21 protein-coding genes and 1 pseudogene are annotated in these 25,180 nt (G+C 65.9%); 15 read left to right on the top strand and 7 right to left on the bottom strand.

The genetic code is table 11. From position 1 onward, the window contains the following. Window positions 1-3: 3 nt before the first annotated feature. From AC3WLF_RS11415 to AC3WLF_RS11405, 3 genes are all read right to left on the bottom strand, one after another. A complete protein-coding gene (locus AC3WLF_RS11415) occupies window positions 4-1,383 on the bottom strand; it encodes an amino acid permease (RefSeq protein ID WP_010810971.1) in 1,380 nt (459 codons plus the stop codon). A gap of 258 nt (window positions 1,384-1,641) precedes the next feature. After that, window positions 1,642-2,751 (bottom strand): alkene reductase, encoded by a 1,110-nt coding sequence (locus tag AC3WLF_RS11410; RefSeq protein WP_492352143.1) that lies wholly within the window; start codon window positions 2,749-2,751, stop codon window positions 1,642-1,644. Between the two features lie 108 nt (window positions 2,752-2,859). Continuing rightward, window positions 2,860-3,762: a LysR substrate-binding domain-containing protein gene (locus tag AC3WLF_RS11405; RefSeq protein ID WP_492317206.1), complete on the bottom strand. Its 903-nt coding sequence runs from the start codon at window positions 3,760-3,762 to the stop codon at window positions 2,860-2,862. A 103-nt stretch (window positions 3,763-3,865) separates the two neighbouring features. Between AC3WLF_RS11405 and dkgB the strand changes: the two genes are divergently transcribed. Then, window positions 3,866-4,669 (top strand): 2,5-didehydrogluconate reductase DkgB, encoded by an 804-nt coding sequence (gene dkgB / locus AC3WLF_RS11400; protein WP_492358224.1) that lies wholly within the window; start codon window positions 3,866-3,868, stop codon window positions 4,667-4,669. A 7-nt stretch (window positions 4,670-4,676) separates the two neighbouring features. Beyond that, on the top strand, window positions 4,677-5,798 hold the full coding sequence (locus tag AC3WLF_RS11395; RefSeq protein WP_492358223.1) for an alkene reductase: 1,122 nt from the start codon (window positions 4,677-4,679) through the stop codon (window positions 5,796-5,798). A 61-nt stretch (window positions 5,799-5,859) separates the two neighbouring features. Here AC3WLF_RS11395 and AC3WLF_RS11390 read toward each other — a convergent pair whose 3' ends face one another. After that, window positions 5,860-9,276 (bottom strand): adenylate/guanylate cyclase domain-containing protein, encoded by a 3,417-nt coding sequence (locus tag AC3WLF_RS11390; protein WP_492358222.1) that lies wholly within the window; start codon window positions 9,274-9,276, stop codon window positions 5,860-5,862. A 100-nt stretch (window positions 9,277-9,376) separates the two neighbouring features. Further along, window positions 9,377-10,582, bottom strand: a complete 1,206-nt coding sequence (locus tag AC3WLF_RS11385; RefSeq protein ID WP_492352139.1) for a CaiB/BaiF CoA transferase family protein — start codon at window positions 10,580-10,582, stop codon at window positions 9,377-9,379. A gap of 90 nt (window positions 10,583-10,672) precedes the next feature. Here AC3WLF_RS11385 and AC3WLF_RS11380 point away from each other — a divergent pair, with 90 nt between their 5' ends. From AC3WLF_RS11380 to AC3WLF_RS11355, 6 genes are all read left to right on the top strand, one after another. Then, window positions 10,673-11,812: an acyl-CoA dehydrogenase family protein gene (locus AC3WLF_RS11380; RefSeq protein WP_492352138.1), complete on the top strand. Its 1,140-nt coding sequence runs from the start codon at window positions 10,673-10,675 to the stop codon at window positions 11,810-11,812. 8 nt (window positions 11,813-11,820) lie between these two features. Beyond that, the gene (locus tag AC3WLF_RS11375; protein WP_492352137.1) at window positions 11,821-12,966 is read left to right on the top strand and encodes an acyl-CoA dehydrogenase family protein; all 1,146 of its coding nucleotides are present in this window, start codon (window positions 11,821-11,823) and stop codon (window positions 12,964-12,966) included. Continuing rightward, window positions 12,959-13,741, top strand: a complete 783-nt coding sequence (locus tag AC3WLF_RS11370) for an enoyl-CoA hydratase/isomerase family protein (RefSeq protein ID WP_492352136.1) — start codon at window positions 12,959-12,961, stop codon at window positions 13,739-13,741. Before AC3WLF_RS11375 ends, AC3WLF_RS11370 begins: the two co-directional genes overlap by 8 nt. A 45-nt stretch (window positions 13,742-13,786) precedes the next feature. Further along, window positions 13,787-14,749 (top strand): tripartite tricarboxylate transporter substrate binding protein, encoded by a 963-nt coding sequence (locus AC3WLF_RS11365; RefSeq protein ID WP_492352135.1) that lies wholly within the window; start codon window positions 13,787-13,789, stop codon window positions 14,747-14,749. Between the two features lie 279 nt (window positions 14,750-15,028). After that, on the top strand, window positions 15,029-15,637 hold the full coding sequence (locus AC3WLF_RS11360) for a TetR/AcrR family transcriptional regulator (RefSeq protein ID WP_492352134.1): 609 nt from the start codon (window positions 15,029-15,031) through the stop codon (window positions 15,635-15,637). 134 nt (window positions 15,638-15,771) lie between these two features. Next, the gene (locus tag AC3WLF_RS11355; RefSeq protein ID WP_492352133.1) at window positions 15,772-16,497 is read left to right on the top strand and encodes an IclR family transcriptional regulator; all 726 of its coding nucleotides are present in this window, start codon (window positions 15,772-15,774) and stop codon (window positions 16,495-16,497) included. Between the two features lie 22 nt (window positions 16,498-16,519). Here AC3WLF_RS11355 and AC3WLF_RS11350 read toward each other — a convergent pair whose 3' ends face one another. Next, a complete protein-coding gene (locus AC3WLF_RS11350; protein WP_492357093.1) occupies window positions 16,520-17,422 on the bottom strand; it encodes an HpcH/HpaI aldolase/citrate lyase family protein in 903 nt (300 codons plus the stop codon). A 250-nt stretch (window positions 17,423-17,672) separates the two neighbouring features. On the opposite strand from AC3WLF_RS11350, the gene AC3WLF_RS11345 reads away from it, so the two are divergent. From AC3WLF_RS11345 to AC3WLF_RS11315, 7 genes are all read left to right on the top strand, one after another. Beyond that, complete coding sequence (locus AC3WLF_RS11345) at window positions 17,673-19,043, top strand: MmgE/PrpD family protein (protein WP_492357092.1); 1,371 nt, start codon at window positions 17,673-17,675, stop codon at window positions 19,041-19,043. Next, window positions 19,040-19,576, top strand: coding sequence for a MaoC family dehydratase (locus tag AC3WLF_RS11340; RefSeq protein ID WP_492352130.1), 537 nt, complete (start codon window positions 19,040-19,042; stop codon window positions 19,574-19,576). The genes AC3WLF_RS11345 and AC3WLF_RS11340 overlap by 4 nt, the downstream gene beginning before the upstream one ends. Before the next feature lie 26 nt (window positions 19,577-19,602). Then, entirely contained in the window at window positions 19,603-20,817 is a 1,215-nt protein-coding gene (locus tag AC3WLF_RS11335; protein WP_492352129.1) for an acyl-CoA dehydrogenase family protein, read from the top strand. Then, on the top strand, window positions 20,814-21,302 hold the full coding sequence (locus AC3WLF_RS11330; RefSeq protein WP_492352128.1) for a MaoC family dehydratase: 489 nt from the start codon (window positions 20,814-20,816) through the stop codon (window positions 21,300-21,302). Before AC3WLF_RS11335 ends, AC3WLF_RS11330 begins: the two co-directional genes overlap by 4 nt. A gap of 14 nt (window positions 21,303-21,316) precedes the next feature. Next, window positions 21,317-22,564 carry a CaiB/BaiF CoA transferase family protein gene (locus AC3WLF_RS11325; RefSeq protein WP_492352127.1) on the top strand — a complete coding sequence of 416 codons (1,248 nt, stop codon included), beginning with the start codon at window positions 21,317-21,319 and terminating at the stop codon, window positions 22,562-22,564. Window positions 22,565-22,626: 62 nt separating this feature from the next. Next, entirely contained in the window at window positions 22,627-23,538 is a 912-nt protein-coding gene (locus AC3WLF_RS11320) for an HpcH/HpaI aldolase/citrate lyase family protein (protein WP_492352126.1), read from the top strand. Between the two features lie 85 nt (window positions 23,539-23,623). Further along, the gene (locus AC3WLF_RS11315; RefSeq protein ID WP_492352125.1) at window positions 23,624-24,661 is read left to right on the top strand and encodes a Bug family tripartite tricarboxylate transporter substrate binding protein; all 1,038 of its coding nucleotides are present in this window, start codon (window positions 23,624-23,626) and stop codon (window positions 24,659-24,661) included. An 88-nt stretch (window positions 24,662-24,749) separates the two neighbouring features. Here the strand turns inward: AC3WLF_RS11315 and AC3WLF_RS11310 are convergent. Beyond that, window positions 24,750-25,040 (bottom strand): annotated as a pseudogene (locus AC3WLF_RS11310) (carboxymuconolactone decarboxylase family protein); the annotation flags it as partial. Between the last annotated feature and the right edge of the window lie 140 nt (window positions 25,041-25,180).

Genomic DNA, 25,180 nt, shown 5'->3' with positions numbered 1-25,180 from the left:
AGGTCAGGCGCGGTAGCTGACCGGGCCGCGCGAACGCATGTCCAGCGCGTAGTAGCACACCGTCAGCAGCACCAGCCAGCCCGGGCCCACGTACAGCGCCACGCGGGTCTCCGGGAAGTAGGCCATCAGCGCCACCACCAGCGCCAGGAAGGCCAGCGCGATGTAGGAGCCATAGGGCCAGAACGGCATGCGGAAGGCCAGCGCCTTGCGCTCGGCCGCCGACAGGCTGCGGCGGAACTGGATCTGCGTGACCAGGATGATGGCCCAGGTCCAGACCGCGCCGAAGGTCGAAATCGCCGTCACCCAGACGAAGACCTGCTCCGGCACCAGGTAGTTGAGCAGCACGCCGCACAGCAGCGCGGCGATCGACACCAGCAGCGCGCGGCGCGGCACGCCATTGCGGTCGACCTTGGCAAAGGCCTGCGGCGCCTGGCCCTGCTGCGCCAGGTTGTACAGCATGCGCCCGGTGCTGAAGATGCCGCCGTTGCACGACGACAGCGCCGCGGTCAGCACCACGAAGTTGATGATGCCGGCGGCGGTCTTGATGCCCAGCCGCTCGAAGGTCAGCACGAAGGGGCTGCCCTGGGCGCCGATCTCGTTCCACGGGTACAGCGACAGGATCACGAACAGCGCGCCCACATAGAAGATCAGGATGCGCCAGAACACCGAGTTGATCGCGTCAGGAATCGACTTCTTCGGATTGCGCGCCTCGCCGGCAGTCAGGCCGATCATCTCCACGCCGAGGTAGGCGAACATCACCATCTGCAGCGACATCAGCACGCCGGAGGCGCCGTTGGGCATGAAACCGCCGTGCGCCCACAGGTTGGAGATGCCGGTGGCGATACCGCCGTTGCCAAAGCCGAACACGATCATGGCGCCGCCGCCGATCAGCATCAGCACGATGGTGACGATCTTGATCATGGCGAACCAGAACTCGAACTCGCCATAGGCCTTGACCGCCATCAGGTTGACCGAGCCCATTGCCGCCAGCGCGGCCAGCGCCCAGATCCAGCGCGGCACGTCGGGGAACCACATGCCCATGTAGATGGCAACGGCGGTGATCTCCGCCACGCAGGTCACCAGCCACAGGAACCAGTAGTTCCAGCCGGTCAGGTAGCCGGCCAGCGGGCCCATGTGGTCCTGCGCGTAGCGGCAGAACGAGCCGGCCACAGGGTTGTGCACGGCCATCTCGCCCAGCGCGCGCATGATCAGGAAGATCACCGCGCCACCGATCAGGTAGCCCAGCATGATGGCGGGGCCGGCCATCTTGATGGCATTGCCGGCGCCAAGGAACAGGCCCACGCCGATGGCCGAACCCAGCGCCATCAGCCGGATATGGCGTTCGCCCAGGCCGCGTTGCAGATGTTCTGCGCTTGCACTCATGTGTCGTTGTCTCCGTGTCATCTGAAAGGCCGCGCCGGCCTTCGTGGGGCCGGCGGGAGCAGCTATTTTCTCGTCCGCGCGGGCCGCAAACGGAAAATAGCGGGCAGGTTAATCAGATAGCCGGGATATTTGTTGCTGAATTCGTGGTGAAAATCAGGAAAAATTGCTGGCGACGGGAGCGGCGATACCCGTGCGCGCAATCGTGTGGCTCGATGGCCTGAGCGCCGCGTGAAGCTGCGCGATGTGGTCTGGCGCAGTTCAGGCTGCGGCGGCGCCGCCGTAGGCGGGATAGTCCGTGTAGCCCTCGGCGCCGCCACCGTAGTGGTGCGCGCGGTCCGACGAGGCCAGCGGCCAGTTGTTCTCAAGCCGGGTAACCAGGTCGGGGTTGGCGATGAACGGCTCGCCGAAGGCGGCAATGTCGATCAGGTCATCGGCAATCAGCTGCTCGGCGCGTGCGCGTGTCATGCCACCCGCAAGGATCAGCGCACCCGTGAAGCGACGACGGAACCTTGCCAGGAAGTCCGCCGGCGTGGCCGAGCTGCCGCGCGTGCTCTGGTCCATGAGGTGGACGTAGGCGATGTTCCGCTTCGAGAGTTCGTCGGCCAGGTGGAGATAGGTTTGCTCCAGCTCGGGGTACTCGGCCATGTCGCCCAGTCCGCCATAGGGAGACAGGCGGATGGCCGTGCGATGCGCGCCGATCCGGGCTGCCACGGCGTCGATGGCAGCCAGTACAAAGCGGGTACGGCCTTCCAGCGTGTCGCCACGGAATTCGTCGGTGCGGTCGTTCACCGTCGGGTTCAGGAACTGTTCGATCAGGTAGCCATTGGCACCGTGCAGTTCCACGCCGTCGAAGCCGGCGGCGATCGCATTGGCCGCGGCTTCCGCGAAATCGGCGATCACGCCGTAGACCTCACCGCTGGCCAGCGCGCGCGGCGCGGACACGTCGACCGCACCGGGCGTGCCGTCGGCGGTATAGCCCCAGGCCTTGGTGTTCTTCGCAACCTGGCCGGTTGCGCTGACCGGCTGGATGCCGCCGGGCTGGATCGAGACGTGGCTCACCCGGCCGACGTGCCAGAGCTGCGTGAAGATCGTTCCGCGCTTGGCATGCACCGCGTCGGTCACCTTGCGCCAGCCTTCAACCTGTTGCGGCGTGTAGAGGCCCGGATTGAACAGGAATCCCTGCGCGCTGGGCGAGATCACCGTGCCTTCGGTCACGATCAGGCCGGCGTCGGCACGCTGGCCGTAGTAGAGCGCGTTGAGATCGTTGGGCACCCCGTCCGGGTTGCGCGAACGGGTCAGCGGCGCCATGGCGATCCGGTTGGATAGCGTTTGCTCGGCCATGGCAAAGGGCTTGAAGAGGGGGCTCATGTGTGCTCCAGGGAATGGGTTTCGATGGAGCGCAGTTTGCCTGGTTCATCTTTGCAGATTAAGCCGTGTATCAGTCAAATACTTTTGATTTTGCATCAAATATGAAAACTAGCTCTCGAATGCCTTCTGCCCGAGCACCTTGACCACATACTCGACAAAGCAGGTGATGCGGGACGCCAACGCGGTGTTGCGATAGTAGACCGCGTTGATCGACTGGCGCACATCGAGGGTCTGTTTCGCAAACAGCTGCACCAGCCGCCCGTCCTGCCGATCGTCGCGCGTCATGAAGTCCGACAGGCAGGCAATGCCCTGGCCGTTCAGGGCCAGGCTCCTGAGGGTCTCGCCGCTGGACGAGGCGATGGTTGGCTTGATATGCAGCACGCTGCCGTCGTCGTCGCGCAGCGGCCAGTCGTTCAGCGATTCCGGTTGCGTGAAGCCCAGCAGCGCATGCTGCGCGAGCTGCGCCGGTTTGGTGGGCGTGCCGTGGCGCTTCAGGTAGCCGGGACTGGCCAGGATGCGGATGCGGCTGGTGCCGATGGGGCGCGCATGCAGCGTTGAGTCCTTCAGCTGGCCGATGCGGAACGCCACATCGGTGCGCTTTTCGATCAGGTCGATGATGCCTTCGTTCGAGTTGAGTTCCAGTTCCACTTCCGGGTAGCTGGCGCGAAAGCCCTCCAGCAGCGGCACGATCACATGCAGCATGAACGGCGTTGCCGCATCCACCCGCAAGCGCCCAACCGGCCGCAGGCGGCGCGCCGCGATCTGCTCTTCCGCCTCGTCAACCATCGCCAGGATGGCGCGGGCGTGTTCCAGGAATGCCGCCCCTTCCTCGGTCAGCTCCAGCCGCCGCGTGGTTCGCCGCAGCAGCGTGGTCTGCAGCTTTTCCTCCAGCCGGCCCAGGGTGCGGCTGGCGGCGGAGACCGTCAGCTTGAGCTGCTCGGCGGCCGCCGTGATCGAGCCGGTGTCCACCACGGCGGCAAAGGCCAGCAGTTCGTCGATGGTCGTCTTCATTGTTGATTTTAAATCAAATGAATTTCCCTTATACACGGCTTTATCCGCAAAGGTAAGGGCGGCAAACTGCGTGCATTCGAGTTTCCTTCAGAGGTGTTGCACCATGAGCGTTCCTTCATTTGGTGTTGGTACTTTCCGCCTGACCGGCCAGGCCGTGATCGATTCGGTGCGCAACGCGCTGGACCTGGGCTATCGCGCCGTCGATACGGCACAGATCTATGGCAACGAGGCCGACGTCGGCCAGGCTATCGCCGAGGCCGGTGTGAAGCGCGACGAACTGTTTGTGACCACCAAGATCTGGACGGCGAACTACGCCGCCGGCAAGCTTGTGCCAAGCCTGCGCGAAAGCCTGGACAAGCTGCGCACCGACTACGTCGACCTGACCCTGATCCACTGGCCGGCGCCGGGCAATGGCGTGGCGCTGCCCGAATACATGGCGGCGCTGGCCGAAGCCAAGGCGCTGGGCCTGACGCGGCAGATCGGTGTTTCCAACTTCAATATCGCGCTGACGAAGCAGGCGCTCGATGCGGTCGGCAAGGGCGAAATCGCCACCAACCAGATCGAACTGAGCCCCTATCTGCAGAACCACAAGCTCACCGCGTTCCTGAAGGAGCAGGGCATCGCCGTGACGTCGTACATGACGCTGGCCTACGGCAAGGTGCTGAAGGACCCGGTGCTGGCGCTGATCGCGGACAAGCACCGCGCTACCGTCGCGCAGGTTGCGCTGGCATGGGCGCTGCAACTCGGCTATGCGGTGATTCCGTCGTCGACCAGGCGCGAGAACCTGGCCAGCAACCTGCTGGCGCGCGACCTGAAGCTCGACGCCGACGACATGGCGCAGATCGCCGCGCTGGAGCGCAACGGCCGCGAGGTCAGCCCCGAGGGCCTGGCCCCGGCCTGGGACTGAGGAGGCCATGATGTCCGATACACGCAATCCGCTGTTCCGGCCGCATTCGCTGGGTGCCCTCTCGCTGCCCAATCGTATCGTGATGCCGCCGATGACGCGCTCGCGCGCAAGCCGGCCCGACGACGTGCCGAACGAACTGATGGCCGAGTACTACGCGCAACGCGCCAGCGCCGGCCTGATCGTCAGCGAGGGCACCTGGATTTCGCCGCTCGGCAAGGGTTATGCGTGGACGCCCGGCATCCACACGCCGGCGCAGGTCGCCGGCTGGCGCAAGGTCACCGCTGCCGTGCATGAAGCGGGCGGGCGCATCTTCGCGCAGCTCTGGCACGTGGGCCGCCTGAGCCATGTCAGCCTGCTCGATGGCCACGCGCCGGTGTCGTCGTCCGCCATCCAGGCGCACGGTGTGAACGTGTTCGTTGCCGAACCGGATGGCAAGCCGGGCTTCGTGCAGGCATCCCAGCCGCGCGCGCTCAAGGTGGAAGAGATCCACGCCATCGTCGACGAATTCCGCCAGGCCGCGCGCAACGCGATGGCGGCCGGCTTCGACGGTGTGGAACTGCACGCGGCCAACGGCTATCTGGTCAACCAGTTCATCGACTCGGAAGCCAACAACCGTACCGACGAATATGGCGGCTCGCTCGCAAACCGCCTGCGGTTCCTGGGCGAGGTGACGCAGGCGCTGATCGAGGGCACGGGCAGCAAGGACCGGGTCGGTATCCGCCTGGCGCCGCTGACCACGCTCAATGGCTGCGTCGACGCCGATCCGGAAACCACCTATACGGCCGCGGCAAAGCTGCTCGGCGAGCTGGGCGTGGGCTACATCCATATCGCCGAGGCCGACTGGGACGATGCGCCGCATATGCCAGCCGCATTCAGGCAGCGGCTGCGCGAGGTGTATCGGGGCACGCTGATCTACGCCGGCAAGTACACCGCGGAACGTGCGCAGGCCGCGCTGAACGAGGGATGGGCCGATCTGATTGCCTTCGGCCGGCCGTTCGTGGCCAACCCCGACCTGCCGGAGCGCCTGCGCGCTGGCGCGACGCTCAACCCCCCTGACCGCGACACGCTGTTTGGTGGTGGCGCACGCGGGCTGACCGACTATCCCGCACTGGCCGCCAACGCGGCCTGAGTGGAAATCAGGAGATTCAGAATGAAAACACTGGCGCAAAGCGCCCCTGGCCGCGAAATCGTCATCGACGGCATGCCGCCACGACGTCGCGCATGTCCGCGCTGTCCAGCCCTTCGGTAAACGCGCTGCGGATCTGGTCCAGCAGTTGCCTGGCCGGCTCGGGCCTGCCCTGGCGTTGCCAGAGCCGTGCAAGGCTCAGTGAGGCCCGCAACTCCAGCGACCTGGCATTCTGCTTGCGGGCTACCGCGATCGCCTGGTGAAAGCACGCTTGCGCGTCATCTTCAGACAGAAGGCCATCAGAACGGCAGCCGTGAAGGATCATCTCGCCCTTGATCCGATGCCACTCAGCTTCGCAATAGTGCTCACCGGTCCCTTGCACCGCGTCTTGCGCTTCGGCTAGCGCGTCCAGGGCCGCATCGACCTGTCCCATGCGTGCGTAGATCTGCGCCAACAATTGCTGGAAGTGCGATTGCCCCAGCGCCGCGCCCGTGGCGCGGTACGCCGCCAGCCCCTGGCGCATCTGCGCGATGCCTTGCTCATGCTGCCCTTGCTCGGCCAGCGCCCAACCGCGCAGGAAGGTCGACCAGGCAAGCCACACGGGGAAGCCCTGCTCGCCTGAGAGCGCGATGGCCGCGTCGGCGCACTCGAGCGTGAGCCTTGGGTCGCAGCGGAACTGGTGCAGCTCGGCCGCCAGGCAGAGGCCATGCGCGAGACTGAAGGGATGGCACAGCTGCCGGGCCAGTGTGAGCGAATTCCGTGCTCGCTTGCAGGCCTGGTCCGGATAGCCGAGATTCCACAGGACCAATGCCGAAAAGGATAGCGCCCGTGACTCCGGGTCGACGCCATGCATATTCACATGGACGTGATCCGGTTTGGCGCCATAGAGGGCGAGCGCATCTCGCAGGTGGCCATCGGAGGCCCTGAACTTCCCGCAGTAATACAAGGTCGTGGCGAGCGAGACATGGGCCTCGCCCAACAGCTCCGGGTCCTGCGACTTCCTGGCCTGGGCAAGCAGTTGCTTGCCCAGCTGGTAAGCCTTGCGATGCTCGGCGCGCAGGGAGAAATACGTGCGCAGGCCGACTAGCGTGGGAAAGAGCTGTGGGGTCTCCCCAACCTCGCCGCACAGCGCCAGGGCACGGCTGTAAGTGGCTTCGACCTCGGACGAGGCAAAGCCCCTGGCGGCGATCAGCGCCGGCCCGATGGCAAGGCGCAGCGTGAGTTCCTGGCGGGCGCGTTCGGGCGAATCGGGCTGGCGCTGGAGCAATTCCAGCGCGGCATTCAGGTGGCGGATCGCTTCGTGGTACGCGGAGCGCTGCACTGCCTGCTGGCCGGTGCACTGCAGGTACTCGACCGCCTTCGGCTCATTGCCGCTCAGGCTGTAGTGCCGGGCCAGCTCGCTGTAGTGATCCTTCAGCTGATGCTGGAACAGGGCTTCGATTGCCTGCGCCGTGCGCTGGTGCAGCGCGGTGCGCTCTTCGGTCAGCAGCGAGCTGCCGGCGACTTCCTGGGTCAGCGCATGCTTGAACATGTACTCCGTATCCGGGAATGCGGGCCGCTCGTAGATGAATTCGCCGGCCTCCAGCCTGGCCAGCAGCGGCTGCAACTGTTCCTCCGGCTGGGAGACCACGCGCTGGATCAGGCTCAGGGAAAACTCCTTGCCGATCACGGCAAGGCTCTGCAGCAAGTCTTTCTCGGCGCTGGGCAGCCGGTCGATGCGGGCGGCCAGCACGCCCTGGACCGTGGTGGGAATATGCAGCGCGATCGGGGTCTGCTCGATGCGGTAGTGGCCAGGTACGCCGAGCAGGGCCTTCTCCTCGGACAAGGTCTGCACCACTTCCTCCATGAAGAAAGGATTGCCCTCGGTCTTGTCCAGGATGAGCCGCTTGAGCGGCATCAGCGCGGGATCGTCGCCAAGCAGCGCGGCGAGCAGTTCCTGGGCCTCGGCCTGGCCCAACGGATCGAGCCGGAGCTCGGTGTAGCCGTCCAGCTGATGCCGGCCATGCTGGTACTCGGGCCGATAGTTGAGCAGCAGCAGGATCCTGGCACCTGGCAGGTGGCTGGCGAGGACATCCAGGAACGCCTCGGTCTCGCTGTCCAGCCATTGCAGGTCCTCGAAGACCAACTCGAGCGGCTGGTTGTGGCTCTCGCGGACCAGCAGGCGCGTGATCGCGTCGAACGTGCGCTGGCGCCGGATGCGGGGATCCATGTTCGGCAATGCCGAACCCGGCTCGCTGATGCCCAGCAGGAAGAGCAGGTAAGGCAGCAGCTCTTCCAGCGTGCGGTCCAGCATCAGCATCCTGCCTGCGACCTTCTCGCGGCACCTGCGCTCATCATCGAGCGGCTCGATCTGGAAATAGTTCTTCACCAGGTCGATCAGCGGCAGGTACGCGAACGACTTGCCGTGCGACACCGAGAAGGTCTCAAGCACCATGCAGCCGCGCTGCGACAGCACCTTGAACTCATGGAACAGCCGTGACTTGCCGACCCCGGCCTCGCCGACCACGCCCACGATCTGCCCGTGTCCCGCCTTGGCCCGCTCCAGCGCGTCACGCAATTGCGCCAGCTCGCCCTCGCGGCCTACGAACTGCGCCAGGCCTCGGCGTTGCGCCACCTGCAGGCGCGTGCGCAACACGCCCAGGCGCAGCACCTCATACACGGCAAGCGGCTCCCGAATGCCCTTCACCTGGGTCGCGCCCAGGGCCTTGAAGTCGAAATACCCCTCCGTCAGCTTGCAGGTCGCCTCGCTGACCAGAATGGAAGACGGCGTGGCGATGCTTTCCATCCGCGAGGCGATGTTGATCGTGTGTCCTACCGGATCGTAGTCGGTATGCAGGTCGTCCCGGCGGATGGACCGCACCACCACCTCGCCGGTGTGGATGCCCACCCGGATCTGGAGCGGTATGCCTTGCTCCAGGCGGATGCGGTCGCCGTGGCGGCGCATCGCTTCCTGCATCCGCAGCGCCGCATACAGCGCGCGCTGCGGGTGATCTTCATGCGCGATGGGCGCACCGAACAGGGCCAGTATGCCGTCGCCCAGCGACTTGGCGACATAGCCTTCGTAGTGGTGCACGGCCTCCATCATCAGCGCGATCACGGGATCGATCAGGCGGCGCGCTTCTTCCGGGTCCAGGTCATGGATCAGCGCCGTGGAGCCCGCCATGTCGGCGAACAGCGCCGTGATGGTCTTGCGCTCGCCGGCGGTCGCGCCGCTGGCTTCCATTGCCGCCTGCTGCGCCAGGATGCGTTCGACCAGGTGGCGTGGGGTGTAGTCGATGGGAGCGGGCGCCGCCGTCGGCTGGTTTTCATCGGAAGGGCCGGCAGTCGGTAAGGTCAGCGATGCGCCGCATGCGGTACAAAACCTGTCGGCCGAACCCGAGTCGTGGCCACAGTGCGGGCAGCGTCGGCCCAGTCGCGATCCGCAATCCTTGCAGAACCTCGCGTCAGGAGGGTTCTCGGAACCGCAGTTTGTGCAATGCATATTGACCTCGTCACTTCAGGTCCCTTCTCTGGATGATTAGACGCTTTCTCCACTTTGGGATCAATGGGCGGCAGCCTGGCCGTGTTTTTCAGGTTCGGCTTCAATTCGAACATTTCACGGACCTGGAACCCAAGACCCGCTCGGTATCCTCGCCGAGACGAGGGGCAGGCTTATGGATGGAAGCAGGCGTCCTGGAGAACAGGGCCGTCGGGCGGGTGGTTACCACGTCGCCTTCGGTGGGGTGCGTCATGGTCTGGAACAGCCCGGTGCTTTGTACCTGGGGATGGGTCTGGATGGTGTGGATGGAATACATTTCCGCGACCGGGATATCCATCTCGCGGCACACGTCCATCATCTCCTTTGTGGTGTACTGCGCGGTAATGTTGCGCAGCTCCGCATAGATCGCCTGGATGTTCTTGTTGCGCTCGATCCGGCTGCTGATGTTGAACTGTTCGATGAATTCGCCGCGCCCGAAGCGGTGAAAGAAGGCCTTCCAGTGCTGCTCCGTATAGGGCAGCAGGGCGATGTACCCGTCCCTGGTGGGCGAGGGCTTGCGGCCGCCCTTGAGCAGGCGCGCATAGCCGGCGTCGCCAATGGGCGGCTGAAAGCCGTGGCCGCCCAGATGCTCCGTCATCGTGAAAGCGACCATGGTCTCGAACATCGGCACTTCGACGTACTGGCCTTCGCCGGTGCGGACCTTGTGGACGATCGCGCCCAGGATGGCGTTGGCCGTGGCCAGGCCCGCGATCTTGTCGGCCAGCAGGGTGGGCGGGTAGTCAGGGACGCCGCTTTCGTGTCCCACCAGATGGGCCAGTCCGCAGGCGCCCTGGATGATGTCGTCGAATGCGGGCTGGCCGGCAAACGCGCCGCCCTCGCCAAAGCCGGTGGCGGCGCAGTAGACGATGCCCGGGTTGATCTGCGCCACCGCATCGTAGCCGAACCCCAGCCGCTCGATCGCCTTGACGCGGATGTTGTGCACCAGCACGTCGCAGCGGCCGATCAGCTGGCGTAGCTGCGCCTTGCCTTCTTCCGTCTTGAGGTCGATGCACACCGAACTCTTGTTGCGGTTGATATTCATGAAGGTGGAACTCATGCCGGGCGTGCGGCTCACGCCGTTCGCACGCATCAGGTCGCCCTCGGGCGGTTCAACCTTGATCACCTCGGCGCCATAGTCCGCCAGCACCTGGGTGGCGACGGGACCCAGTACCACCGCGGTCAGATCCAGTACGCGGATACCGGCAAGAGGGCCTCGGGGAGCGGTGGCGTCCGGCTCCTTCTGGTCGTTCGTCATGTCGCTTGCGTTCATGGTTGCCTCGCTTCTCATCGTTATTACCTAGAGCAGATTCGTTGTATCCACTCTATAGTTTTGCTTGTCAGCAAGCAAGTAAGGATAAACATGGATACGTTGCACATCACGGTCGGGGACCTGCCACCCAAATGCGAGGCGCTCCGGCAGGAGGCACGAGCCTTTGCCAGGGAGCACATCACAAAGTATTCACGCGTCGAGCGGGCGCACAACTGGGCCGGCCGCGACCCGGATTTCTCCAGGAAGATGGGCGAAAAGGGGTGGCTCGGCATGACCTGGCCAACCGACATCGGCGGCGGCGGAAAGAGCATGCTGGAGCGCTATGTGATGCTGGAGGAACTGCTGGCCGTAGGTGCCCCGATGGGCGCGCACTGGGCCGCCGACCGCCAGATGGGGCCGCTGCTCATCCGCTACAGCCGCGACCAGCTTGCTCCCAAAATCATTCCGCAGATCCGCCGGGGCGAGGCCTTCATTTGCATCGGCATGAGCGAGCCGGACTCGGGCTCGGACCTCGCTTCCATCCGTACCCGCGGCACCAAGGTTGAAGGCGGCTGGAAGATCAACGGCCGCAAGGTGTGGACCTCGGGCGCGCACCATGCGCACTACATGGTGGCCCTGGTGCGCACCAGCGAACGTGGCGATGACCGCCACGCCGGCATGAGCCAGATCTTCATCGAGATGGACCGCCCCGGCGTGACGGTGCGGCCCATCGTCTCGCAACTCGGCACGCGCATCTTCAACGAGGTGATCCTCGACGATGTGTTCGTGCCCGATGACCACCTGGTGGGCGAGGAGGGCAAGGGCTGGAGCCAGGTGATCAATGAACTGAAGTACGAGCGATCGGGCGCGGAGCGCTTCCTGAGCAGCACGCAACTGCTGCTGGAGATGCTCGATGCGGCGCAGGCAGGCAACCGCCAGCAGGCCGTGGCCATCGGCAAGGTGATCGCGCGCTATGCCACCTTGCGCCAGATGTCGCAGGGCATCGCGCTGATGATGGCCGAGGGGCAGGACCCGTCGCTGGCCGCCTCCATCGTCAAGGACCAGGGGGCGCTGCTGGAGCAGTCGCTGCCCGACATTGCCTACGAGGTATTCCCCGACCGGCTGGGGGATGGAAGCGAGTTCGACCAGGTGCTGAACCTGGTGACGCTGGCGGCGCCATCGTTCTCGCTGCGAGGAGGGACGAGAGAGATTTTGCGCGGAATTATTGCGAAAGGACTGGGGCTGCGATGAGCGACAACATGATTGAAGAAACCGTCAAGCGACTGCTGGCCAACGAGGTGAGCCGCGAGCTGCTGACCGCTGTCGAGGCCGGTGAATTTGCCGGCGCACTGTGGCAAGCCATCGCCGACGCCGGCATGACCAAGATTCTCTGCCGTGAGGCGCATGGCGGCATCGAGGCCTCGTGGCCGGAAGCGTTGTCCCTGTTCTACCAGGTCGGCTATACCCAGGCGCCGGTGCCGCTGTCGCAGGCGGTGGTGGGGCAGTACCTGGCATCGCGCAGCGGGCTGGACCTGGCGGCCGACGGCGTGTTCGCGCTGGCCGCCGGCGCGCAGACGCGGGCACTGGCACTGACCGGCAATGAGGCGGGGACGCCCGCCACCCTCACCGGCACGATGACAGCGGTGAAGTGGGCGCGCCATGCCCATTGGCTGGTGGTGGAGGCGGCAGGCCACGTCTGCCTGGTGGATGCCAGGGGGACTGGCGTGCGGGTGGAGCCAAAGGCCGATGCCGCATCGCTGCCGGCCGACACGGTGGTGCTTGACCATGCCCCCGTGGCGCATGTGCTGCCTGCTGGCATTTCCGGGCTGAGCCGGCCGCTGGAAGTGTTCTACGCTGCCACCACCGCCGCGCAGCTGACCGGCGCGCTGGAATACGCGCTGGACCTGGCGGTGCAGTATGTGAAGGACCGCGTGCAGTTTGGCAAGCCCATCGGCAAGAACCAGGCTATCCAACAGCAGCTTGCCGTGCTGGCCGGCGAGGTGGCCTGCAGCTACGCGGCTGCGACCACGGCGCTGCGCGATCTGCCCGCCATGCAGGAGGACAGCGCGCCCCAGGCTGAATTCAGCGCCGCCGTAGCCAAGGTGACGGCCAGCGACGCGGTGCGCACGGGTGCCTCGATTGCGCACCAGGTGCATGGCGCCATTGGCTTTACCCACGAATACCCGCTGAACTTTGCCACCCGGCGCTTGTGGGCCTGGCGTGCCGAGGCCGGCAGCAGCACCGAATGGGCAGAGCGCCTCGGCCAGGCGTTCATCCAGGCAGGCTCGGATCAGTTCTGGCCGCACCTGACCGCGCGCACCCTGCCGTCGGCGGATGCCCCGGCAACGCCGGCTGACCCCCAAGCCCGACCCACGCATGCAGAAAGGACCGCCACCCATGTCTGAGACGCCGAACCAGGCCATCCTGACCAGCCGCGACGGCCATGTCGCCATCATCGAGCTGAACCGCCCGCCGCACAATTTCTTTGATGTGGAAATGATTGCCCGGATTGCCGACGAGCTGGACCGGCTGCAGGCCGACAAGACCTGCCGTGCGGTGCTGCTGCAGGCGGGCGGCAGCGCGTTCTGCGCGGGGGCGGATTTTTCGCGGCGCAATGGCGCTGAGGCGCCGCGTAGCGCCTCGCGCATTAATCCCATCTACCTGGAGGCACTGCGCATCTTCAGTTTCAGCAAGCCGATTGTGGCCGCCATCGAGGGCGCGGCCGTGGGTGGCGGCCTTGGCCTGGCGCTCGCGGCGGACTTCCGGGTGTCATGCGCAGAGGCCCGGTTCTCGGCCAACTTCAACCGGCTCGGGATTCACCCTGGCTTCGCGCTCTCGTACACCCTGCCTTCGCTGATCGGCAAGCAGATGGCGGCGTGGTTGCTGTACACCGGCGCCCGCGTGGATGGCGCCCGCGCCAGTGAGCTGGGGCTGGTGGACTTCATCGTCCCCAAGGCGGAGGTGCGCACCGCCGCGATGGCACTGGCCCGGGAAATGGCCACTTCATCGCCGCGTGCATTGCAGTCCACCCGCCAAACCTTGAAGGCGGACTCGCTCAGCCACATCCGCAATGCCATCTCGCGCGAGAGCGCGGAGCAGGCTACCCAGTTTGCGGGGCCGGACATGGCCGAGGGCGTGAAGGCCATGGTCGAAAGGCGGCTGCCAGTCTTTGAAGACTGAATCCGGCCAAGGCCAATCCATTTCGATATACAGGAGACAAGCACCATGCAACGGAGACAATTTGGCGCCACGCTGCTGGCTGGCGCGGCAGCGTTGGGTTTCCCCTACATCGCCCGGGCGCAGGGCAAGGTGATTCGCGTCATCGTGCCCTTCACGGCGGGCAGCGGCTCGGACGAGGGCGCGCGCTTTTACGCGGAGCTGATCTCCAAGGCGCTGGGACGCTCCATCGTGGTCGAGAACAAGCCGGGGGCCAGCGGCCTCATCGCCGTGCGCACTGTGCTGGCGGAACCGGCGGACGGCAACACCATCCTGCTGGGCAGCAACTCGCTGATCGCGGTGAACCCGGTGATGGTGAAGGACCTGGGCTACGACCCGTTCAAGGACCTGGTGCCGCTGCACGGCCTGGCGATCTCCGCCGCCGCCTTTGTGGCCGGCAACGACTCACCCTACAACAGCATTGCGGATGTGGTGGCCCGCTACAAGGCCACGGGCAACCCGATCTCGATCGGCAATTATTCCGAAGGCTATCGCCTGGTAGGCGAGTGGCTGGCGCAGGTAACGGGTATCAAGACCACGCCCGTGCCCTACAAGGGCGGAGCGCCCATGGTGACGGACCTGATCGGCAACCGGCTGGACATCGCCCTTAACGACATCACCGGCATCGCCCCCATGGAAAAGGCCAAGAAGCTCCGCGTGCTCGCCATCACCGGCGGGGCGCGCGACAAGCTGTTGCCGAATGCCCCGACGATGAAGGAACTGGGCTACACGGACTTTGAATCCTACGTGTGGTCGTCCTTCTCGATGAAGGCCGGCACCGCGCAGGACAAGCTCAAGGCGCTTGCCGCAGCGATTTCCGCCGCGCAAGGGACCGAGGCGGCAAAGGCATACCAGTCCAAGCGCGCGGGTACTTTTTTGAACAAGGCGCTCGGCGAATTGGGGGAATTCCAGCGTGCGGAATACCTGCGCTTCAAGCGTGTGGCGGAAAAAGCCAATATCCGGCCGAGTTGAGCGCCTGGCCTTACTGCTGCGCCGGAAACTGCGCACGCAGGGGCTTGTGTCGACGCAGTTCTGGAACGTGGCCCTTTCGCTTCGGTACAATTTGAGCTGCCGTGCAGCTCCGCGTGAATGGATCCAAACCCTGTTCAACGCAAGCCACAACGGCGCCATGGACCATTACCACTGCTTCGAGACATAGCCGGCCGATCCGTGCATCGGTCGGCGAGCCCGCGCCAGGCGCAGCCCCGGACCATGCGGGGCGGGCCGCGGGCGACAAAACGTTCACTACCTATGAAACAGCAAACCAGTCGCACCCAGGAGCAACGGCGTGAGGAGTCTGTCAGCCGTATGGTGCAGGCCGCTATCGAGCTGATTTCTGAAAAAGGCCTCGCCGGGCTGACGATGAATGAAGTCGGCACCAAGGCGGGCTATAGCCGCGGCCTGGCGCACAATCACTTCGGCTCCAAGGAAAAGCTGCTGGAGGAATGCCTGGAACAGCTCTCGCGTGAATTCAATGCCCAGCGCAAGAAGGATGGCAGCGATACCCGCGGCATTCACGGCATCTATTCGCTGGTGGACGCCTACACCCAGCGGCCGGAAAACGCGGTCAACAGTATCCGTGCGATGTTTTTCATCGTGCTTGACTCGTCCGTTGCCGACTCGCCGCTGCACGGCTTTGTCCACGACTACAACGAAAAGAACATGGCCTACGTCGAGTACAAGCTCAACGAGGCGAAAACCCTTGGGCAGATCCGGGCGGACGTGGACGCAAAATCCGCGGCCTTCATCCTGATGAGCCTGCTGCGCGGTATCTCCGTGCACCGCCTGAACCGGGCCTCCATGGACCCTGCAGCCGTGAAGGCGGAAATCCTGCGGATGATCGGGGAGTGGCTGGTGTAGAAGAACCATCGCCATGGCGATGTTGAGGGTGGGCTGAAAGGCAAGCACTTGGGAGACGCCGGCCGGTCCGAAGCATGGCAAAGACAGCGCCGGAGACGCGCGCGGGCCAGGGAGGGACTGCTATGGACAGCGGCATGGTCAAGTCGGCAAATCGGGTGTTCGATCTGCTGGAGTTGTTCGAGCGGGTGCGCCGGCCGCTGCGCGTCGGCGAGATCGCCGAGCGCCTCGGCATCCCGCAGTCCAGTGTGTCGATGCTGCTGCGGACCATGGTGGCGCGCGGCTACATGGAGTTCGACGCTCAGATGCGAACCTATTGCCCGTCGGTCCGCGTCGCGTTCCTGTGCGGGTGGACCACGAGAATGCACGGTACCGGCGCCTCGGTCCACGACGCCCTGCGCCGGCTTTCGAGCGAGACCGGCGAGACGGTGCTGCTGGGCCGCCAGAGCGGCAATATGCTGCAATACCTGTCCGTCATCGAATCCAGTCATGCTTTGCGCCTGTCGGTATCGTCGGGCACCATCCGGCCGATGCATCGCACCGCGATCGGCATCATGCTGATGAGCCGGATGGAAGACGAACAGATCGGGCGGCTGCTGCGCCGCTACAGCGCCGAGGTGGCCCCGGGCGAGCCGCCGGTACGCACTGACGAGATCATGCGCGAGGTGGAGCAGGCGCGCCGGCAAGGCTACTACGAGTCGGCCAGCCTGGCGTCGCCGGGGGCCGGTGTGATCGCCACGCTGGTGGCCACGCCGATACGCGGCCAGTGGCTCGGCATCGGCACCGGCGGCCCGGTAGCGCGTTTGCACGCACGCCGCAAGAAGTTGCTGGCCGCCGTGCTGGCGGTAGCGCAGGACTGCTGAACGCCGCCGCGGCGGCGCGAAATCAGCGGCCGGGCCGTTCCCTGCGCGCCCGGACGGCATCGAGCCGCGCCAGCAGGCGCGTGGCCTGCGCCAGGTGCAGGCGCTCGACCATGCGCCCCGCCAGATTGATCACACCCGCCGCGGCATGCTCGGGCCGCGCGAAGGCCGCGACGATCGCCTGCGCCTCGGCGATGGCGGCATCCGACGGCGTGAACGCCGCGTTGGCCGGATCCACCTGCGACGGATGGATCAGCGTCTTGCCGTCAAAGCCCATCCTGCACGACTGCAGCACTTCATTGTCGAAGCCGGCGCGATCGCCGAAGTCATTCCATACACCGTCGAGCACGTCCGTGCCATAGCGCTTTGACGCCAGCACCACCGACATCAGCCAGGGAAGCAGATACGCACGGTTGTCGCCCGGATACACGCCGGTCTCCTTGGCGAGATCGTTGGTGCCCACGACCAGGCAGTCGAGCTGCACCTGCCGGCGCTGGCCGGCTTGCAGGATGCCATCGAGGTGATGGATCGCGGAAGCCGTTTCGATCATGGCCCACAGCTTGGGGGCAGCGCCATTGGCAATGGCGTCGATCGCCTCGGCAAAGCGTTCCAGGTCTGCACCGGTGTCGACTTTCGGCAGCAGGATCGCATCGGCCCCGCAGGCGGCGGCAGCGCGCAGGTCGGCATCGAATTCGGCGGTTCCCAGCGCATTGACCCGGATCACAGTCTCATGCGCCGCAAACGGCTGCGTGGCAAAGGCGCTGGCCAGGTTGTCCCTGGCCTGGCCTTTCATGGCCGGCGCCACGGCGTCCTCCAGGTCGAACACGATGACGTCGCAGGGCAGGTTGCGGGCCTTCTCGATGGCGCGGGTATTGGTCGCGGGCACATACAGCACGGAGCGGCGGGGCTCGGTCTTGTTCATGGTCATGAGATATAGCGTCGCCGGTGGCGACGTGGACGTGAAGCGTTGAGGGCAGTGTGGCCATGGCGCGGCGCCGTGCGCCGCGAATGGCCGCGGACAAGAGTTTCGATCCCGCACGCACCGGCTTCCATCACATATGTGATCGATGCCCCGGCGTCGGCATCCATCACATATGTGATGCCGGGCCCGTCGGCGTTCGCCAATACTCGCTCCATCGACAACAACACGGCGCCGGCCAACGCGGCGATGCTTCCGAGTGGAACCTGACCATACCATCGACAAGACAGCGGACAGCACCGGCTTCACCCGGGCGCTGGCCGGCTGGATCAGCACGGTCGACGATGCCGAGCTCGGCGCGCCGGCTTTCGCCTGGGCACGGCACGCCATGCTCGACTGGATCGCCGTTACCCTCGCCGCCGCCCGCGAGCCGCTGGTCGAAATGCTCGTCGCCGAATATGCCGGCTCGCGCGATTTGCCGTGCGCGCTGGTGGGCAGCCCGTTGCGCGCCGATCCGGCGCAGGCCGCGCTGATCAATGGCGCTGCCGGCCACGCTCTCGACTTTGACGACGTCGCCTCGGCGATGCACGGCCATCCGACCGTGCCCGTGGCACCTGCCGCACTGGCGGTGGCGCAGGCCGCCGGCGCCAGCGGCAAGGACCTGCTGCGCGCGCTGATACTGGGGCATGAAGTCGAAAGCCGGGTCGGAGAAGTGGTTGGCGCCGAGCAGTATCGCCTCGGGCTGCACCCGACCGGCACCACCGGCACGCTGGGCGCCGCCGCTGCCTGTGCGCGGCTGGGTGGACTCGACCCGGAGGGCACGGCCCACGCGCTCGGGCTCGCCGCGACGCAGGCAGCCGGGCTCAAATGCATGTTCGGCACCATGGCCAAGCCGCTGCATGCAGGCAAGGCCGCCATGAATGGCGTGATGGCGGCCCGCCTGGCGGCGCGCGGGTTCACTGCCAACGCCAGCGGCATCGAGTGCGAGCAGGGCTTTGGCCGCACCCAGGCGCCCGCTGCGCCGGCGTTCCCGGCCACCTTCGAGCGCCGCGCAGGCATGGCGATCGAACGCACCCTGTTCAAGTTCCATGCGTCCTGCTACCTGACGCACTCCACCATTGAAGCCGTGCGCCAGGCTTGCCGTGAGCACCGTATCGACCTCGATGCGCTCGAGTCGATGACCATCTTCGTGTCGGGTGCGCATCGTGGCGTGTGCGATATCGCCAACCCGCAGACCGGCCTGGAGATCAAGTTCGCGATCCAGCATCTTGCGGCGCTGGCGATGGACGGTGCGCCCACTGCGTCGCTCGCCCTGTATTCGCCCGAGACCGCGCTCGCCCCACGCTATGTCAGGGCGCGGCAGCGGACCGCCCTGCAGGTGGTGCCCGGCCCGGACCGCAACGCCGCCACGGTCGAGATCCTGACGCGCGACGGCCGCACGCTGCGCGCGCAGGCCAATGTCGCGGTGCCGGCCGCGGACCTTGCCATGCAGTGGCGGCGCCTGGTCGACAAGGCGCAGGCCATCGTCGTGCCGCGCATCGGCGCGGCCAAGTTCGCGAAGCTGGTGTCGGTGGTCGACACGCTGGACCAGCTTCCTTCCGTCGAACCTTTGTTTGAGGCAATTCAATGACATCCACCCATCCCGCCATCGAGCGCGCTCCCGAGATCCCCGCCGATCCGGTCGTCGCCCGCCTGAAAGCAGAAGCCCGGCTGCGCGCCCGCGGCAACCGCTACGAGGATTTCGAGCCGGGCCGGCGCTTCGACCATCACTGGGGCCGTACCGTCACCGCGTCGGACAACACCATGTTCTCGGTGCTGACGCTGCACTACAACCCGCAATACACCAACGAGGCGGTGGCGCAGGCCAACGGCCACGCGGGCGTGCCGGTCAATCCGCTGCTGGTGTTCAACACCGTGTTCGGCCTGTCGGTGGAAGACCTGTCCGAGGGCGGCGGCCCCTTTCTCGGGGTCGACGAGCTGGCCTATCTGCGGCCGGTCTACCCCGGCGAGACGCTCTATGCCAGCTCCGTCGTGGTGTCGCGCAGGCCGGCCAGCAACCGCCCCGGCTACGGCATCGTCACGTGGCACACGCATGGCACCAATCAGCAGGGCGATGTAGTGATCGAGTTCAAGCGTACCAATCTGGTCAGGATGAGGGGATAAGCATGTCAGGAGACGGTCTGGGTTACATGACGGAAGCGCGTTGCATGATCCGCGATGCGGCGCGCGATTTCACGATGAAAGAGGTGCTGCCGGTTGCCAACGCGCTGGACGGCCCGGATGCGGAGATCCCGATGTCGCTGCGCGACAAGATGGCCGAGATGGGCTACTTCGGCATCACGATCCCGGAGGAGTACGGCGGCCTGGGCCTTGGCATTTTCGAGTATTGCCTGATCTGCGAGCAGCTGTCGCGCGGCTGGATGTCGGTGGCCTCGATCGTGGCCCGTGCGCAGGGCGGCTGGATCATGAAATCGATGCCCGAGGACATGCGGCGCGAATACTTGCCGCGCGTGGTTCGTGGCGACTTCCTCAATGCCAGCGCGCTGTCCGAGCCGGATACCGGTTCCGACCTGGCGTCGATCTCGTGCCGCGCCGTGCTGGATGGCGATGAGTGGGTGCTGACCGGCAACAAGTACTGGTGCACCTTTGCCGACGGCGCCGACTACCTGATCCTGTTCGCGCGCACCTCGGCGCCGCCATCGCCCGACAAGCGCTGGGAAGGCATTTCGTGCTTCATGATCGAGAAGCAGCGGGGCGGCTTCCCCGCTGGCATGACCGGCTCGCCGATCCCCAAGATCGGGTATTTCGGCTGGAAGACCTTCGAGCTGGCGCTCGACGGCGTGCGCGTGCCGAAGCGCAACCTGATGGGTCCGGAAGGCAAGGCCTTCCTGCTGATGGCCAAGGGCCTGGAGGGCGCCCGCGCGCATACCGCCGCACGGGCGATCGGCCTGGCGCAGGGCGCGCTGGAAGACGCGATCGCCTATTCACTGGAGCGGCGCCAGTTCGGCATGCCGATCGCCGAATACCAGGCGATCCGCTTCAAGATCGCGACCATGGCCACCGAGATCGAGGCCGCGCGTCAATTGCTCTACTTCGTCTGCAACGAGATCGACAGCGGGCGCCGCTGCGACAAGGAGGCGTCGATGGTGAAGTACTTCGCCTCGGAGATGGCCGAGCGCGTGACCTCGTCGGCGCTGCAGATCTTCGGCGGCGCGGGCTATACCAGGCTGTTCCCGGTGGAGCGCTACTGGCGCGACGCGCGCCTCACCAAGATTTTCGAAGGCACTTCCGAGATCCAGCAACGCATCATCGCCAACAGCCTGCTTGGCAAGTCCGAGGTCGAGGGCATGATCGCCAGCCGCGCGTTCGGCGGGCAGGTCCGACAGTCGAAGGAGGCGGCATGAAGCTCTGCGCACTCACCAGCCCCGACGGATACTTCGAGCACTTCGAAGCGGGCATGCTGATCCGCCATGCGCGCGGCAAGACCGTGACCGAGATGGACAACGTCATGCTGACCAACATGGTCATGAATACGGCCGAAGGGCACTTCAACGAAGACGCCATGCGGCGTGCCGCCGGCGGCATCTTCGCGCAGCGCGTGGTCTTTGGCGGGATCAACCTGTCGATGGTGCTCGGGCTTGCGGCGCAGGACACTGCCGAGCAATGCCTGCGCGAACTGACGCTGGACAAGATCCGCCTGTCGCATCCGGTCTTCCACGGCGATACGCTCTACGCCTTCACCGAGGTGCTGGGCAAGGAGGACGGCGACCGCGAGGATGCCGGCATCGTCCGCTTCCGGCACTACGGCGTGAACCAGGACGACAAGCTGTGCGTGCAAGCGGAGCGCACCGCGCTGATCAAGCGCGAGAGCCACTGGGGCGGGCGATGAGCGCAGAGGGGAGCATGGATGGCCATGCAGATGGCCGCCCCAAGGGCGCGCTCGACGGCATGGTGGTACTCGACCTGACCCAGATGCTGGCGGGCCCCTATTGCTCGATGATGCTCGCCGACCAGGGCGCGCGCGTGATCAAGATCGAGCCGCCCGGGGGCGACCAGACCCGACGCAACGGCCCGCACCTCGAGGGCGCGTTGCGGATGGAGTCCGGCGGGTTTGGCGGCTACTTCGGCTCGATCAACCGCAACAAGGAATCGCTGGTGCTGGACCTGAAGCAGTCCGCCGGGCGCGAGACCCTGTTGCGGCTCGTGCGCAGCGCCGACGTGCTGGTCGAGAACTACCGCGCCGGCGTGATGGAGCGCTTCGGGCTGGGCTATGAACGGCTCGCCGAGGAGAACCCCAGGCTGGTGTACGCGGCGCTGCGCGGCTTCGGCGACCCGCGCAGCGGCGAGAGCGCCTACGCGGGCTGGCCCGCCTACGATCCCGTCGCGCAGGCAATGGGCGGCATCATGGGGATCACCGGCCCGCAGCGCGGCGGCGCGCCGACCAAGATCGGCCCGGGCGTTGGCGACATCGTGCCGGCCATGTTCCTGGCCTACGGCATCGCAGCGGCGTGCTGGCACGCCCAGCGCACCGGCCGTGGCCAGTTCGTGGATGTGGCCATGGTCGATGCCGTGCTGGCGGTGTGCGAACGCATGGTGTTCCAGTACAGCGCCTCGGCGCAGGCGCCGGGACCCGAGGGCAACGGGCATCCGCTGCTCTGCCCGTTCGGGCTTTTTCCGGCCAGTGACGGCTTTATCAGCCTTGGGGTGCCGAACGACCGCTTCTGGCGGCTGCTGGTGGAGCGGATGGGCAATCCGCCATGGGCCGGCGATGCGCGCTTTGCCACCAACGAATCGCGCGTGCGGCACCGGGCCGAGGTGGAGCAGGCGGTCGCCGCCTGGACGGTGCGCCACACCAAGCGCGCGCTTGCCGAGATGCTGGGCGGCGAGGTGCCGTTCGGCCCGGTATTCGATGCCGCAGACATCTTCGACGATCCGCATTTCCGCATCCGCGGGATGCTGGTCGAAGCCGAGCAGCCAGGCGCAGCGCGCGGACTGACCATCGCCGGCAGTCCGGTGCGCATGAGCGCCACGCCCGGAGGCGTACGGCATCGGGCCCCCATGACCGGCGAGCACACCGACCGCACCCTGGCCGACCTCGGCTTCGATGCCGGCGAGATCGCCGCGCTGCGCGCGGACGGCGTGGTGCAGTAGGCGGTGGCGCCACGCCGTGACGACTACAGACAACACTAGTACAACAAGCAGGAGACAACATCATGCAGGAAAAAGCCAAGCGGCTGCGCCGCTGCCAGCTGTCCGTGCCGGGCTCGAGCGAGAAGATGATGGCCAAGGCCGCGGGCATGGGCGTGGACTTCATCTTCCTTGACCTGGAAGACGCGGTGGCACCCAGCGAAAAGCGCCCGGCACGGCGCAAGATCGTCGACGCCCTCAACGGGCTGGACTGGGGACGCACCACGCGCTGCGTGCGCATCAACGACCTGACCACCGAGTACGCGTACGAGGACATCATCGAAGTGGTGGAGGGTGCCGGCCGCAATCTCGATGTCATCATGCTGCCGAAGGCCATGTCGGCGGCGGATGTGCAGTTTGTCGACAAGCTGTTGTCGATGATGGAGAAGAAGCTTGGCCTGCGCCACCGCATCGGCATCGACGTGCTGATCGAAGAGGTGGAGGCAATGATGAACGTCGAGGCCATTGCCGCGTCGACGCCGCGGCTGGAATGCCTGATCTTCGGCATGGGCGACTACTCGGCCAGCCAGGGCGTATCCATGCGCGACATTGGCGGCAGCGGCGGCTATCCGGGCGACATCTGGCACTACCAGCGCCAGCGCCTGACGATTGCCGCGCGCGCGCACCGGCTCGACGCCGTCGATGGCCCGTTCGCCGACTTCCGCAGCCCCGACGCGTTCCGCGAGGAAGCGCGCCGCGCCATGATTCTAGGCATGGTCGGCAAGTGGGCCATCCATCCGTCGCAAGTCGAACTCGCGCAGGACGTCTTCTCGCCGACCGCCGCCGATGTGGCGCGTGCCCGCGACATGATCCGTGCCTATGACGAAGCCCTGTCGCAAGGACTGGGCGCCGTCCAGTACGAGGGCAAGATGATCGACATCGCCTCGGTCCGCATCGTCAGGAACCTGGTACAGCGGGCCGACCAGATCGGCATGTAGCGGCATGTAGCGGCATGCCGCGCCGGCCACCCGGGTGTCCGCGAGCCATCGCGGGCGCAGGCTTGAAGCATTCCGGAGAATACCCATGCGTTCTTCTTTTCGTCCGGGCAACGACTTGCCCGTGGATACCATCGACCTTCGCCGGCGTCGGGTGCTCGGCGCAGCGGCGGGAGCTGCTGCATTGCCCTGGCTGCTGCCACGCCATGCGCTTGCCAGCGACTGGCCCTCGCGCCCGATCCGGATCATCGCGGCGCAGGCGCCGGGCTCTTCCAACGACAGCACCGCGCGTGCATTCGCGGAGTTTTTCTCCACCAGGCTGAAGGTGCCGGTGGTGGTGGAAAACAAGCCCGGCGGCATCGGCATGATTGCCGCCGAGGCGGTGGCGCGCGCCAAGCCAGACGGGAGCACGCTGCTGTGCACCTTGCACAGCCAGCTGGCGCAGGCGCCAGTGTTGCTGAAAAAGCCGCCCATCGATCCGTCGCGCGACCTCACGCCGGTGGCGTCGATCAGTACCGGCGTCGGCGTGATGGTGGCGACCAAGGGGCTGCCGGCCAACACCTTCAAGGAATTGCTCGCCCTCGCGCACAAGCGGCCGGTCAGCGTCGGCAACTACGGCATCGGCTCGGGCTGGCAGCTGATGGTGGCCCAGCTGAAGAAGCTGACCGGAGCGCAGTTCGACATCATCAACTACAAGGGCACCGGTGCCATGATCGGCGACCTGCTGGCTGGCCATATCGATATCGGCGCCGGCTCGCTGCTCGGGATGTCCGGCGGGCTGGCTTCCGGCGGATTGAAGCCGTTGCTGCTGATCTCCGGGTTGCGGAGCGCGAAATTGCCCGGGATACCGACGTGGGCGGACGAGGGCATATCCGACCCGGTCTTTGCCAACCTGGCCGAATGCAATATGCTGCTGGGCCCCGCGGGGCTGCCAGCCGGCATCGTCAACAGCCTGGCCACGCTGGTGCGGCAGTCGGTCACGGAATCGGAGGCGGTCAGGAATGTGCGGGAGCAGCTTGGCAGCCAGGACACGCCATTGACCGGCGAAGCCCTGCAGCGCTTCATCGCGCGCACGTGGCCGACCTACCAGGCCATGACCAGGACGGTAGGGCTCAAAATGGAATGAGTAGGCTGCGAACCGCAGCGAAGTGGTGATGTCGTGCCTCAAAAAGGGAAACGCGCCTTAAGGCGCGCTTCTCAACTGCCTTGACCCCTCATCCGAGGGACGACAAGCACCAGTCTTTCGCGGCCAGTGCGGATTCGGGGGCGCGCCGGAAGCTGATGGCGAGCCGGTTATAGGCGTTCATCAGGCTGATAGCCATCGTGAGGTCAGCGAGCTCTTTCTCATTGAACGCCGCGGCCGCGACTTGGAATTCCGTCTCGGGCACGTGTGTGTCCGCCACCAGGGTGACCGACTCGGCCCATGCGAGTGCGGCCTTTTCACGGTGAGTGAACAACGGCCCCGCTTCACGCCAGGCTTGCACGAGCGCAAGCTTCTCGGGCGTATTGAAACTGTTGTGCCCATGCGGTAGCGAATGTCCTGCTCATTAGCATTTCCGACTCCGCGCAGACCCGCGCAGCTCCGTCGGCCATGATGCTCTGCGTCGCATCTCTGCCCCATACTTACTGTGCGCCGGCGGCATCA

The sequence above is a fragment of the Cupriavidus sp. FW306-01-F10A genome (assembly GCF_058782785.1).
The sequence above is the reverse complement of the archived record's forward strand: the minus strand, read 5'-3'. Positions and strand labels throughout refer to the sequence as shown.

Coding starts and splice junctions, on each gene's coding strand:
- AC3WLF_RS11335 (WP_492352129.1), top strand. CDS start 19,603: ATGACGGAAGCGCGTTGCATGATCCGCGATGCGGCGCGCGATTTCACG.
- AC3WLF_RS11365 (WP_492352135.1), top strand. CDS start 13,787: ATGCAACGGAGACAATTTGGCGCCACGCTGCTGGCTGGCGCGGCAGCG.
- AC3WLF_RS11340 (WP_492352130.1), top strand. CDS start 19,040: ATGACATCCACCCATCCCGCCATCGAGCGCGCTCCCGAGATCCCCGCC.
- AC3WLF_RS11410 (WP_492352143.1), bottom strand. CDS start 2,751: ATGAGCCCCCTCTTCAAGCCCTTTGCCATGGCCGAGCAAACGCTATCC.
- AC3WLF_RS11380 (WP_492352138.1), top strand. CDS start 10,673: ATGGATACGTTGCACATCACGGTCGGGGACCTGCCACCCAAATGCGAG.
- AC3WLF_RS11390 (WP_492358222.1), bottom strand. CDS start 9,276: ATGCATTGCACAAACTGCGGTTCCGAGAACCCTCCTGACGCGAGGTTC.
- AC3WLF_RS11370 (WP_492352136.1), top strand. CDS start 12,959: ATGTCTGAGACGCCGAACCAGGCCATCCTGACCAGCCGCGACGGCCAT.
- AC3WLF_RS11330 (WP_492352128.1), top strand. CDS start 20,814: ATGAAGCTCTGCGCACTCACCAGCCCCGACGGATACTTCGAGCACTTC.
- AC3WLF_RS11385 (WP_492352139.1), bottom strand. CDS start 10,582: ATGAACGCAAGCGACATGACGAACGACCAGAAGGAGCCGGACGCCACC.
- AC3WLF_RS11320 (WP_492352126.1), top strand. CDS start 22,627: ATGCAGGAAAAAGCCAAGCGGCTGCGCCGCTGCCAGCTGTCCGTGCCG.
- AC3WLF_RS11405 (WP_492317206.1), bottom strand. CDS start 3,762: ATGAAGACGACCATCGACGAACTGCTGGCCTTTGCCGCCGTGGTGGAC.
- AC3WLF_RS11395 (WP_492358223.1), top strand. CDS start 4,677: ATGATGTCCGATACACGCAATCCGCTGTTCCGGCCGCATTCGCTGGGT.
- AC3WLF_RS11360 (WP_492352134.1), top strand. CDS start 15,029: ATGAAACAGCAAACCAGTCGCACCCAGGAGCAACGGCGTGAGGAGTCT.
- AC3WLF_RS11415 (WP_010810971.1), bottom strand. CDS start 1,383: ATGAGTGCAAGCGCAGAACATCTGCAACGCGGCCTGGGCGAACGCCAT.
- AC3WLF_RS11350 (WP_492357093.1), bottom strand. CDS start 17,422: ATGACCATGAACAAGACCGAGCCCCGCCGCTCCGTGCTGTATGTGCCC.
- AC3WLF_RS11315 (WP_492352125.1), top strand. CDS start 23,624: ATGCGTTCTTCTTTTCGTCCGGGCAACGACTTGCCCGTGGATACCATC.
- AC3WLF_RS11375 (WP_492352137.1), top strand. CDS start 11,821: ATGATTGAAGAAACCGTCAAGCGACTGCTGGCCAACGAGGTGAGCCGC.
- AC3WLF_RS11325 (WP_492352127.1), top strand. CDS start 21,317: ATGGATGGCCATGCAGATGGCCGCCCCAAGGGCGCGCTCGACGGCATG.
- AC3WLF_RS11355 (WP_492352133.1), top strand. CDS start 15,772: ATGGTCAAGTCGGCAAATCGGGTGTTCGATCTGCTGGAGTTGTTCGAG.
- dkgB (WP_492358224.1), top strand. CDS start 3,866: ATGAGCGTTCCTTCATTTGGTGTTGGTACTTTCCGCCTGACCGGCCAG.